General features: G+C 60.7%; 10 protein-coding genes. 2 read left to right on the top strand and 8 right to left on the bottom strand.

The features are described 5' to 3' along the window. Positions 1-99 precede the first annotated feature (99 nt). Positions 100-516, top strand: coding sequence for a SufE family protein (locus BCL93_RS11005; RefSeq protein WP_112055323.1), 417 nt, complete (start codon positions 100-102; stop codon positions 514-516). 131 nt (positions 517-647) lie between these two features. Beyond that, positions 648-2,201 (top strand): Fic family protein, encoded by a 1,554-nt coding sequence (locus tag BCL93_RS11000; protein WP_112055322.1) that lies wholly within the window; start codon positions 648-650, stop codon positions 2,199-2,201. A 3-nt stretch (positions 2,202-2,204) separates the two neighbouring features. Here the strand turns inward: BCL93_RS11000 and yidD are convergent, their stop codons facing one another. The 8 genes from yidD to BCL93_RS10960 all read right to left on the bottom strand — a co-directional run bounded on the left by yidD (position 2,205) and on the right by BCL93_RS10960 (position 11,413). Further along, positions 2,205-2,585: a membrane protein insertion efficiency factor YidD gene (gene yidD / locus BCL93_RS10995; protein ID WP_112055415.1), complete on the bottom strand. Its 381-nt coding sequence runs from the start codon at positions 2,583-2,585 to the stop codon at positions 2,205-2,207. Between the two features lie 5 nt (positions 2,586-2,590). Beyond that, positions 2,591-3,031 (bottom strand): phosphoribosyl-AMP cyclohydrolase, encoded by a 441-nt coding sequence (hisI, locus tag BCL93_RS10990; protein WP_112055321.1) that lies wholly within the window; start codon positions 3,029-3,031, stop codon positions 2,591-2,593. Between the two features lie 12 nt (positions 3,032-3,043). Then, positions 3,044-3,514 (bottom strand): Fur family transcriptional regulator, encoded by a 471-nt coding sequence (locus BCL93_RS10985; protein WP_112055320.1) that lies wholly within the window; start codon positions 3,512-3,514, stop codon positions 3,044-3,046. 124 nt (positions 3,515-3,638) lie between these two features. Beyond that, a complete protein-coding gene (locus BCL93_RS10980; protein ID WP_112055319.1) occupies positions 3,639-4,616 on the bottom strand; it encodes an alpha-L-glutamate ligase-like protein in 978 nt (325 codons plus the stop codon). Between the two features lie 4 nt (positions 4,617-4,620). Further along, positions 4,621-6,129 carry an inactive transglutaminase family protein gene (locus tag BCL93_RS10975; RefSeq protein WP_112055318.1) on the bottom strand — a complete coding sequence of 503 codons (1,509 nt, stop codon included), beginning with the start codon at positions 6,127-6,129 and terminating at the stop codon, positions 4,621-4,623. Positions 6,130-6,200: 71 nt separating this feature from the next. Next, a complete protein-coding gene (locus BCL93_RS10970; protein ID WP_112055317.1) occupies positions 6,201-7,049 on the bottom strand; it encodes an ATP-dependent zinc protease family protein in 849 nt (282 codons plus the stop codon). Between the two features lie 174 nt (positions 7,050-7,223). Beyond that, positions 7,224-10,289: an efflux RND transporter permease subunit gene (locus BCL93_RS10965; RefSeq protein WP_112055316.1), complete on the bottom strand. Its 3,066-nt coding sequence runs from the start codon at positions 10,287-10,289 to the stop codon at positions 7,224-7,226. Then, positions 10,289-11,413 carry an efflux RND transporter periplasmic adaptor subunit gene (locus BCL93_RS10960; RefSeq protein ID WP_112055315.1) on the bottom strand — a complete coding sequence of 375 codons (1,125 nt, stop codon included), beginning with the start codon at positions 11,411-11,413 and terminating at the stop codon, positions 10,289-10,291. Before BCL93_RS10960 ends, BCL93_RS10965 begins: the two co-directional genes overlap by 1 nt. Positions 11,414-11,603: the final 190 nt, after the last annotated feature.

The following is an 11,603-nucleotide window of genomic DNA, read 5'->3' as shown; positions in this document are numbered from 1 at the left end:
GGGGACGACGCCCCGGGTGGCGAGCCGTTATACTGGCGGCCAAGATTCGCGGGTTGAGGCGTTAGCCGGGCCCGCAGCCACTCATGTTCTGGAGAGACCATGTCCGACACCGCTCAGGAAAGCCAGACCGAACTGATCGAAGAGTTCGAGATGTTCGATAACTGGATGGATCGCTATCAATACATCATCGACATGGGCAAGCAGCTGCCGGCCTTTCCCGACGAGTGGAAGACCGATGAGCTCAAGATCCAGGGCTGTCAGTCCAATGTCTGGATGCGTTCACAGCGAGATGGCGATCGGCTGCACTTCGATGCCACCTCCGATGCGGCCATCGTTTCTGGCCTGATCGCCGTGCTGATGCGCATCTTCAACGACCGTCCACCTGCCGAGATTGTCGCCACGCCGCCGAGCTTTCTCGAAGAGCTGGGATTGGACAAGCATCTGTCACCGACCCGCAGCAACGGGCTGCATGCGATGCTCGAGCGCATCTATCAGGTGGCCAAGGCAGAAGCCTGACCGCTGGCAACGCTCTGGCAAGAGCTCCGCTGAATCGGAAGGCTCCCGGGATCAACTGAAGACCAGGCTTTCATAATCGTTTTTTTAGGATAAGGTGGCGTTCTAATCGTTTATTCGGTCGGGTAATCATTTTGTCGACGCCAACGCACAATGAAATCGGTTATGGCTGGCTCGCGGCACGCTATGGTGTATTGGCAACCCAGCCACTGGCCGTAGAAAGCTGCATCGGACGCAAACGCCATACGTATGAAGCCAATGGCGTACGCCAGGAAACCTATCTCGAAGCCATGCGCCCTGAGGACACTCTCGCGGCGCACCTGACCTTTGCCCTGAAACATGAAGGCGTCCACCTGGAGCTTCTGGCGCGTCTGTTCCAAAGCATTGAGGCTGACCATCTAGCGACCTGGGTTCGCCAAGAGCCGACAGGCCAATATGCACGACGTGCCGGTTTCCTGTTCGAATGGCTGACTAGGGATACCCTCGACATTCCCGATACCGGCGGCAACTATCGTAACGCCCTTGATCCCCGCCACTATGTGACTGCCGAGACGCCTCGTCGGAATCGACGCTGGCGAATCAATGACAACCTGCCCGGAACGCCGGATTATTGCCCTTTGGTGCGCCGGACGCCGGACGTAGAATCGGCCCAAGCCTATGATATCGCTAGGCGCCTAGAAGACATGGAAGGCGAGTTTGGTGCCGACATTCTCCGCCGTAGCGCCGTTTGGCTGACAATCCACGAGAGCCGTGCCAGTTTTGCCATCGAGCATGAGAGCGGGCATCAGGATCGGATACAGCGCTTTGCCGTGGCCATGGAGCAATACTGCGGCCGACTGCCAGACCCCTTGGATCCTCACGCTCTTAGTCAGCTTCAAAGCGCCATCCTCGGGGTCTCGACGATTCGTCCTGGCTTGCGAGAATCTCCGGTGTTCGTCGGGAGTCGCTCAGTAGGCTATGGCTCGGTAATCCACTATGTGTGTCCGCATTGGGAATGGCTGCCCGGGATGCTTGAAGGCCTGCGTCGCTTCCTCGCCAGCACCGGCTCGTCCCAGTCCCTGGCCCGCGCCGCGGTCGCGAGCTTCGGGTTTGTCTTTATCCACCCACTGGCTGACGGCAACGGCCGTGTATCACGCTTCCTGGTCAACGACCTCCTGCGGCGTGATGGTCTGGTACCTGCCCCCTTTATCCTGCCGGTATCGGCCGCGATTACTTCATCAGCGATCAGGCGCGTTGAGTACGATCGTGTGCTTGAGCAATACTCGCGCCCCTTTATGGCGAGGTACCGAGAGAGTGTTGAGTTCCGGCAAGAGCGTCAACACTACGCCGACGGAATCGAGTCGGACTTCGACTTTTCCGCTTACACGCTGGCAGCTCCGAGTTGGCGCTATCCGGACCTGACGGATCAGGTCGAATATCTTGGCGGTGTGATCCGCTACACCCTCGAACACGAGATGCATCATCAGGCCGCCTTGCAGCGGGCTTGGTACGAAACGCGTGCAGCGATCAAGGATTGGGTGGAAGGGCCTGATGACCATATAGATCGCATCATCCGTGCCATTCGTCAGAACGGCAGGGTAAGCGGAAACCTCTGCAAGGAATTCCCTGTGCTGGAGGATTCGCGTCTGGCACGAAAGCTGGAGAAACTGGTAGCGGAGGGGTTCGAGGGCCTCAACGAACAGGCCTGAGGGTCAGCGACTCGACGACCGGTTCTGATCATCCTGACGGGTGCAAAAGTGCTCGTCAAGGCTGTCATCCTCTCGGCACAGCGCTTCGCTGGGTCCGCCGGGAACGGGATCGATGCCGCCTGGGTGCCAAGGGTTGCACTTGACCAGCCGCTTGAGTGCCAACCAGCCACCGCGAGCTGGACCATGCTCGCGTAACGCCTCCAGCGCATAGTGTGAGCAACTCGGCCAGAAACGGCAGCGAGGGCCTAGCAGCGGGCTGATGCCGTACTGATAGACCTTGATCAGGGCAATCAGTGGCAGGCTGGTCAGCTGAGCAAGCGTAGAGTGCTTTGGAGTCTTGTCGACCCTGTTGGGCTGATCAGAGCAGCGTGAGCGACTGGCCATGACCATCAGGAACGGGCGTAGAGCTGGTCGGGATCGATCAGGGTATCGCCGTCGACCTGTGCACCATCATCATCGAGGGCAACGTAGAAGCAGCTGCGCCGGCCGGTGTGGCAGGCCGGGCCTGTCTGGTCGACGGAGAGCAACAAGGTGTCGCCATCGCAGTCCAGATGCGCGGCCTTGAGCATCTGCATCTGGCCCGAGGATTCCCCCTTGCGCCACAGCTTGCCGCGGGAACGCGACCAGTAGCAGACCCGGCCGGTGGCAAGGGTCTCTTGCAGTGACTCGCGGTTCATCCACGCCATCATCAGCACGTCGCCGCTGTCATGCTGCTGAGCAATGGCCGGGATCAGACCGGCGTCGTTCCAGCCGACGTTGTCCAGGATGGTGGCCAGCGATTCGCGGGTGCCGGTGGGAACGCGCTCGAGGCGCTTGAAAACTTCGCTCATGAGGTGCTCGACTCAAGATTGGGCGTGAAGGGTCGGCTCGCGGCGGGCGGCCAGGCAATCGTGGCAGCTACCAAGCAGCTCGATGGTCTGGCGCTCGACGCGAAATCCCTGATCGCGGGCGCGCCGTGCCAGCTGGTCATTGACGTCATCCAGGTGTAGCTCTTCAACGCGACCGCAGTGTCGGCAGATCAGCAACTGAAAGCCGTGGGCGTGCTCGGGGCAGGGGCAGGCAACATAGGCATTCAGGGACTCGATGCGGTGAATCAGTCCCTGTTCGATCAGGAATTCCAGCGCCCGATATACCGTGGGCGGTCGCGCGGCGGCGTGCTCCTGAGTGAGTCGGTCGAGCAGCTCGTAGGCCTTGAGTCCGCCACTGGTGGTGGCGATCATCTCCAGCACCCGACGGCGAATCGGCGTGAAGCGTGCACCCTGCGACTCGCAGTGGCGTTCGGCTTGTTGAATCAGTGAATGCGTTTCGGGCATGGCGCGCCTGGCGGTGTGACGAAAGCCACTATTCTACGCGCCACATGAGTCCCCAGCCAGTCAGGGCGCCATGCCCTCTGGGCCCGGGTTCGACTGGCGGCTAAGGTCGCCTGATCATCTACCGTCAGGCCGGCGCCGCATCCGCTGATGAGATGAGCTCGGCACGGCGGGCGAAGTGCCTTCGTGCGAATGCGACCCTGGAGGCCGCATCGACCCCCTCGGGCTGTTGCTCGATAAGATCCAGGCGAGGGCGCAGGCCCTCACCGTTGGCCATCTGAATGGCGAGCCCGGGGCGGGCATTCAGTTCGAGCAGCATCGGGCCATGATCGCGATCCAGCACCATGTCGGTACCCAGATAGCCAAGCCCCGTCATCTCATAGCAGCTCGCCGCCAGCTCCAGCAGGGTGTTCCAGCCGGGAATGCGCAGACTGGCGAGCTCATGGCCAGTGTCCGGGTGGTCATGTCGGGGACGGTCGAACTGCACACCGCGCAGAGCCGTGCCGGTGGCGATATCCAGCCCGACCCCGACCGCGCCCTGGTGGAGATTGGCCTTGCCATCGGAGGCAGCAGTGGACAGACGCATCATCGCCATCACCGGATAGCCCTGAAACACGATGACGCGGATGTCAGGCACTCCCTCATAGGTGTACTGGGTCAGCGTGTCATCGAAGTTGATGAGTGATTCGATGACCGCCACGTCCGGTGACCCGCCCAGGGAATAGAGCCCGGAGAGGATGTTGGAAACATGGCGTTCGATATCCTCGCGGCCCAGATGGGCGCCACTGGGCTTGATGTAGGCACTGCCATCGACGTGCTCGATGACCAGGATGCCCTTGCCGCCGGACCCCTTGGCCGGTTTGATCACAAAACCGGGATGCCCCTGCAAGATTCGGGTGACGTGCTTGACCTCGAACTGTGTGCTCACGGTACCGATCAAAGCCGGTGTGGTGATGCCGTACTCATGCGCCAGCAGCTTGGTCTTGAGCTTGTCATCGACCAGCGGATAGAGCTTGCGGCTGTTGTAACGGCCTATATAGCGGATGTTGCGCCGATTCATGCCGATGATGCCTTTGTCTCTCAACTTACCGGGAGTCGTCCACATGGGCTCAATCCTCCGTCACCGGCTTGAAGCGCTTGAGCTCCAGAAGCCGATAACCGGTGTAATTGCCGAGCAGCAGGATTAACGCCATCAGGATCAGCTGCACGCCCAGGAAGTTGAAGGTGATATGGCGCACCCAGGGGTTGTTCATCGCCAGATACGCCAGCACCGCCGTCAGCAGGCTGCCACCGCCCTGGATCAGCACTTCCTTGGGGCCTTCCTCCTCCCAGAGAATCGACATCCGCTCAATAGTCCAGGCCAGGATGATCATCGGGAAGAAGGTGATGGTCAGGCCGGCATTGAGGCCGAAGCGATAAGACATCACCGAGAAAACCGAAATGATGGCGATGACCGTGATGATCACCGCCGACACTCGCGCCACCAGCAGCAAGTTGAGGTGAGAGAGATAACTTCGGATCACCAGCCCCACGGTCACCACCAACAGAAAGCCGATCAGGCCAGTGAGTAGGGTGGTCTGAATGAGGGCCAGGGCGATCAGCACGGGCATGAAGGTGCCCGAGGTCTTGAGGCCCACCAGCACCCGCAGGAAAACTACCACCAGGGCACCGATCGGGATCAGCAGAATGGTCTGGAAGAGCGCCTGTTCCTCGAGCGGCAGGCTATGAATCGAGAAGTTGATCAGGGTGTCTTCGGCCAGCTGGTTGCGCACCGCGGTGGAGGCCGGCTGATTATGCTGAATCATCGAGAAACTGACGCGGGAGTTGGTACCGCCCTGTACCTCGAGTACGGCCCCGCCTCGGTCTTCCCAAAGCAACAGATTGTCGGGCTTGCCCTGTTCGCCGGTCACCGGGTTGAAGAGCACCGCGCTGCCGTCATCGCTGTACACCTGCAGCCAGCTTTGCAAAGATTGGCGGCGCCGGCCGTCGTCGAGAGCAAGGCCGCTGACCTCGCGGGCTTGCACGCCGGCCTCATTGAGCAGGCGCACCAGCAGTGGAGTGCGCTCGAACTGGGTCAGCAGCAGGCGAGAATTCTCGCCCTGACGGTCGCCGGTGAAATCCCGAATCAGCTCGCGGGCAAAGGTGACGGCATCCGCGGAGCGCTGCTGGGCACGCTCGATGACCTGACTGGCCGCGGTATCGAAGGGACGCTCCCAGGCTATCTCGCGGGGCAGGGGCGGTGGCTTGGCCTCACGATTAACCGCCTGGGGGGCTACCAGCAGCTGTACCGAGTAGTAAAGCTGCTGTGGGCCAATGGCGTCGCGAATCGACCATTGGGCCTGACGGCTTCCCTGGTCTTCGAGGAAGGCAAGACCATAGCCGGATGAGGCCGTGTTCTCGGTCAGCACCCGGTAACCCTGCTGAGTGGATGGCAGCGCTAGATTAACCATAACGGGATCACCCAGCGCAGAGAAGTTGACCTGAGCCTCGACCTCCCAGACCTGGCGCTGTTCGCCTGGCGTCCAGGGTACCTCGAAGGCAACGTGACGATGCACGCTGAGCGCAATGCCGGCGATCAGCAGAAAGCCGACGAGTAGATAGAAGGGCAGACGTGACATACGCAGTCCTCAAATAAGACATCACCCACCGGCATGGCGGCGGGTGATGATGACAGGCGAAAGGGAAGGGGTCAGCCCTGGTCAGGCGTCTCGGCGCTATCGATGTCGCGAGCTTCGTCGGCGGACGCTTCGCTAGCGGGCGCACCTTCCGGAAACTCCGGCCGTGGGTGCAGATAACGTTCGGCCACGTCGATGACGGCGATATCCATCATGAAGCGCCGCCCCAGAAGCACTGGATAGCTGAGCTGGCGACGATCACTCAGGGTAAACTCGACCTGTTCGCGAATCGGGCCCAGCGTCATCAGCAAGCTGATCACCGGGCGCGAGGCCTCGCCGTTGGACTGCAGCACCCGCACGCGGCGCTCAATGGGCGCTTCGATCCATTTGTCGCGAACGGCATCGACCACGGTATCGTCGGCCTCCAAGGCAAGCTTGAACTTGACCCAGTTATCGCCATCGCGTTCGAAGGGCGTGATCTCGCGGGCCGAGAGTGACGAGGTGTCGGCACCTGAGTCGATCCGCGCCTGGAGGTAGGTGGCGATGCTTGGCAGACCTATCCATTCGGAGCGACCCAGCAGCTCTTTGTTGCCGATATCCGAATCGACAGCGCAGTCCTTTATCACTGTCTCGGGTTCGCGTTTGGCTTGCGCCAGATCAGCGCGCAGCCCTCGCAGCAGACTTCCCACCTCGCGGATGTCGGCATCCACTCCGTCGAGACGCTGCTGCTGTTGGGCGTAGCGTTCCTGTTGGCCACCGCACTGTCCGTCAACCGCTGCTTCCAGCTGCGTAAAATGCGCATCCAGCTGGGCCGTGGTGGCCAGCTTGGCATGCGCCTCTTCCTGGGCCTGTGGCGACCAGGCACAACCCGCAAGAAGCGAGAGTCCCACTAATGCCGCCAGGCATGAATAGCGATTGCCCATCTTTCTCCTGCACCTTTCACCGGTCGTTGGTATCCGACCCTAGCCACCGCCGGAATGTTAAGACTTCTCTCAGCGAGCTTCGAGAAGAGTCCAGCGATGATAAGGAGTGATGACGAGACTGTCCATGTAGGCACTCGCCATGTGGGCACCGGGAGGACCCCGGTGCCTGCACGTTCACGACGTTGTCGTTGCCTCGGCGCCGGCATCCTTGGCCGCATTGTGATCGCGGGCCAGCAGCAGGTAGAACGCCGGCAGCACGAACAAGGTGAACAGAGTGCCGATGCCAAGCCCGGAAGCGATGGTCAAGCCGATATCGAAACGGCTGACCGCCCCAGCACCAGTGGCTATCAGCAACGGTACCATGGCAACGATCAGCGCTACCGACGTCATCACGATCGGGCGCAGGCGAATCGCCGAGGCTTCGATGACCGCGTCACGCTTGTTGAGCCCCTCCTCATGCTGCAACTGGTTGGCAAATTCGACGATCAGGATGCCATTCTTGGCCACGACCCCGATCAGGGTGATCAGGCCCACCTGGGTGTATATATTCAGGCTCGAGACCCCGAGGGTGATGAACGTCATGGCGCCGGCTACCGACATCGGTACCGAGACCAGGATGATCAGAGGATCACGCCAGCTCTCGAACTGTGCGGCCAGCACCAGGTAGATGACGATCAGCGACAGGAAGAAGGTCAATATCAGGGCGCTGCCCTGATTCATCAGCTGCCGTGATTCCCCCTTGTAGTCGACCGAGTAAGCCGGAGGCAGGCTCTCGGCGGCTGTCTGGTTGAGCCAGCCAAGAGCATCGCCGAGCGTCACACCGGGGCGCGGTACGCCCTCGAGGATGACCGAGTTCAACTGCTGGAACTGGCTGCGTTTAGAGGGTTCCACGCTGTCCTCGAAGCGCACCAGATTACCAAGCGGCACCTGCTCCCCGGAATCGGCTTCGATGTAGTAGTTGTCGATCATCGAGGCGTCGAGACGGTATTGCTGCTCGACCTGAGGAATGACCTTGTAGCTGCGTCCGTCCATGCTGAACCGGTTGGTGAAGCCTTCACCGAGCAGCGTCGACAGCGCCTGGCCGACATCGGCCATGGTCAGGCCGATATCCGCCACCCGATCACGATCGACAAGGATACGGGTGTTGGGGCGGTTGAAGTCGATCGACTTGCGCAGGAAGGCAAAGTTGCCGCTGCCCATGGCCTGTCCGAGCAGATCATCGGCGATGGCGTTGAGTTCTTCATAGCTGTTGCCGGTCGTCAGCACGAACTGAACCGGCAAGCCGCCACTGGAGCCGGGCAGGGAAGGACGCGCGAAGGCGGCAGTCTGCAAGCCGGTCACCTGGGAAAGGGCGCCTTGCAGCTGGGGCATGACCTCCATCTGCGAGACATCCCGTTCGCTCCAGGGCGCCATCTTGAAACCACCAAACACAGTGTCGGCGCTGGTGCCGCCGAGGATCATGAACGACTCTTTGTAGCCGTCGATGCCTTCCACTCGGGCCTGGATGTCATTGGCATAGCGCTCCAGGTACTCGAGGGTGCCCGTCTGCGGTGCGGTGCCCTGGAAGAAGATAATGCCCTGATCTTCCGTCGGAGCCAGTTCGTTCTGGCTGGTGATGAACATGAAGTAGATCGAGGCCAGAACCACCGTGGCGAACACCACCGGCACCGACACGGTTTCGAGGGTGCGTGTCAGAAGCCCTCGATAGCCGTTGGACAAGCCATCGAAGGTAGACTCGACGCCTTTTTCGAAGCGCGATGATTTTCCGTGAGACTTCAGCACCTTGCCAGACAGCATCGGTGATAACGTCAGGGCGACGATGCCCGAAATGACCACGGCACCTGCCAGGGTAAACGCAAATTCCGTGAACAGTGAGCCGACCAGGCCGCCCATGAAACCAATCGGGGCGTAGACCGCCACCAGAGTGGTAGTCATGGCGATGATTGGCACCGCCATCTCCCGTGCGCCGTTGATGGCCGCATCGAAACGGGATTCGCCGGCCTCGATATGTCGGTGTACGTTTTCGACCACGATGATGGCGTCATCCACCACCAAGCCGATGGCCAGTACCATCGAGAGAAGCGTGAGCAGGTTGAGCGAAAAGCCCAGCACCAGCATCACGAATGCCGAACCGATCAACGACAGCGGCACCGCTACCGCAGGAACCAAAGCCGCGCGGAACGAACCGAGCGACAGGAAGATCACCACCAATACGATCAGAAGGGCTTCGAGCAGGGTTTTGACCACTTCATTGATGGAATCATCGATGAACTCCGAGGCATCGTAGGGCAGCACGACCTTGAGGCCCGCCGGCAGCTGGCGGCGGATTTCCGGGAGGGTGTCGCGAACGGCCGTGGCGACATCCAGCGGGTTGGCACCGGGCGCCTGCTCGATGGCCATGAAGGTAGAGGGCGTCCCGCTGTACCAGGCGGTACTGTTATAGTTTTCGGCACCCAGTTCGGTACGCGCCACGTCTCTCAGGCGCACCAGGTCGCCGCCATCGTTACGCACCACCAGGTCCTCAAACTGACTGGGATCGGTGATGTCGGTATCGGTGGTCAAATTGATGACCACGAACTCGCTGCGGGTCTTGCCGACCCCGGCCTGGTAGTTATTGTTTTGCAGGACATCGATGACTTGGCTGGGGCTGACGTTCAAGGCCGCCATGCGCTGCGGGTCGAGCCAGATGCGCATGGCCATGCTCTGGCCGAAGCTGCGTGCCTTGGCGACCCCAGGCAGCGCCTGAAGCTTGGGCTGCACCACGCGCGTCAGGTAATCGGTAATACGCGGCACTTCCATGCGCTCTGAATAGAACGCCAGATACATCAGCGCGGTGCTGTCACCGGTCGATGACTCGATGACCGGGCTTTCAGCGGAGCTTGGCAGTACGCTGCGTTGGCTGGCCACTTTGGCCTGTACTTCGGCCAGAGCAGCATTGGCATCGTAGTTGAGCTCCATGTTGACTTCGATGGTCGAGGAACCCTGAATACTGGTCGATTCGATGAAGTCGATGCCATTGGCTTCGGCAACGGCCTGTTGCAAGGGCGTGGTCACGAAGCCTTGCACCAGTTCAGAGCTGGCCCCCGGATAGGACGTCGTCACCGTGATCACGGTGCTTTCAAGCTCCGGATACTGGCGAACCTCCATATCCATGGCAGCCCTCACGCCAACCAGCAGGATCAGCAGGCTGATCACGGTGGCGAGCACCGGTCGCCGGATGAAGATATCGGTGAATTTCATCAGCCCTGCGCCTCCTCATCAGCATTCGTCGCCTGCGGCTCGGGCGCATCCTGCTTGGCCACCTTGACCGGCTGGCCATCGCGCAGGCGCAGAAGGCCAGTAGCCACGACCTGATCGCCTTCAGAGAGGCCGTCGGTAATCTCGACGACATCGCCCCGGGTGCTGCCCGTCGTCACTTGCTGTCGGGACGCGACGGTCTGGCCCTGATCATTCTCGACGATCCGAAACACGAAGTCGCCGTAAGTATTGAAGGACAGCGCCGTACGGGGGAGGGTGAGGACATCACGGGTATCGGCCGACAGCGTACTGACCTCGGCGAACATGCCCGGGTGCAGCGCGCCGTCGGCGTTCTCGAGCTGGGCACGGACATTGAGCGTACGGCTCGATTCATTGATCGAGGGCGCGATGGCCAGAATCTCGCCCTCGAAGACGCGCTCAGGATACGCAGCGACCGTCAGCTCGATGCCGCGGCCTGCAGCCACTTGGTCCAGTGCGCGTTCCGGCACGCTGTAGTCGACGTGGATCGGGTCGAGCATGTTCAGGTCGACAATCGGTGTGCCGACGGCAATATATTCGCCCAGGTCGACCTGGCGCAGGCCAACAACGCCGTCGAAGGGGGCGCGGATGGTTTTCTTGTTGAGCTGAGCGCGCTGCTGTTCGGCATCGGCACGGGCAGCCTGATAGTTGGCTCGGGCTTCGTCGAACTGAGACTGGGACACTGCGTTACGCGGCAGCAGGTTGGAATACCGCTGGTAGGTCTCGTTGGCGAGCTGCGCCTGTGCTTCCAGCGCGGCAAGCGCGGCTTGGTCGACGCTGTCTTCGAGGCGAATCAGCACATCGCCTTTGCTGACGCTTTGACCCGACTCGAAGGCCACCTCACTGACGACGCCGGCCACTTCGTTGGCCACTTCGACACCGTTGATGGCGCGCAGGGAGCCGACAGAGCTCAACCCCGGGCGCCAGGATTGAGATTCAATGGTGACCGCTTCGACGGGCGACGGTGGTTGGGCTTGTGAGTTCTTTGCTCCCATTTCCTGCATTTTCAGGTACTTCCACCCGAAAATGCTGCCCAGAGCCACCGTCAGTACGATGACGACAATGACGAGACGTATTGTGGTTTTCATAGCTTGTTCCCGAGAAGCGTCGACAAGAACCATGCCCGCTACGCCATAAGGCATCGAGGCGGCACAGGGAAGATGTTATAAGAGTCCAATGATGTAAGTATGACGACCAAATGGCCAGCCACCTACAGCAAAAAGGGAACAATAGTTTCGAGTTTCCTTGAATCCGCATATTCAATTTAACATAATATAT

The sequence above is a fragment of the Onishia taeanensis genome (genome assembly GCF_003268885.1).
Taxonomy (GTDB): Bacteria; Pseudomonadota; Gammaproteobacteria; order Pseudomonadales; family Halomonadaceae; genus Onishia; species Onishia taeanensis_A.
Note: the sequence above shows the minus strand (reverse complement) of the source record. Positions and strands in the feature narration are given on the sequence as shown.

Bases quoted from the DNA above. Each gene is read 5' to 3' on its own strand.
- BCL93_RS11005 (WP_112055323.1), top strand. From the start codon at position 100: ATGTCCGACACCGCTCAGGAAAGCCAGACCGAACTGATCGAAGAGTTC.
- BCL93_RS10975 (WP_112055318.1), bottom strand. From the start codon at position 6,129: ATGTCACGTCTGCCCTTCTATCTACTCGTCGGCTTTCTGCTGATCGCC.
- yidD (WP_112055415.1), bottom strand. From the start codon at position 2,585: ATGGCCAGTCGCTCACGCTGCTCTGATCAGCCCAACAGGGTCGACAAG.
- BCL93_RS10980 (WP_112055319.1), bottom strand. From the start codon at position 4,616: ATGTGGACGACTCCCGGTAAGTTGAGAGACAAAGGCATCATCGGCATG.
- hisI (WP_112055321.1), bottom strand. From the start codon at position 3,031: ATGAGCGAAGTTTTCAAGCGCCTCGAGCGCGTTCCCACCGGCACCCGC.
- BCL93_RS10965 (WP_112055316.1), bottom strand. From the start codon at position 10,289: ATGAAATTCACCGATATCTTCATCCGGCGACCGGTGCTCGCCACCGTG.
- BCL93_RS10970 (WP_112055317.1), bottom strand. From the start codon at position 7,049: ATGGGCAATCGCTATTCATGCCTGGCGGCATTAGTGGGACTCTCGCTT.
- BCL93_RS10960 (WP_112055315.1), bottom strand. From the start codon at position 11,413: ATGAAAACCACAATACGTCTCGTCATTGTCGTCATCGTACTGACGGTG.
- BCL93_RS10985 (WP_112055320.1), bottom strand. From the start codon at position 3,514: ATGCCCGAAACGCATTCACTGATTCAACAAGCCGAACGCCACTGCGAG.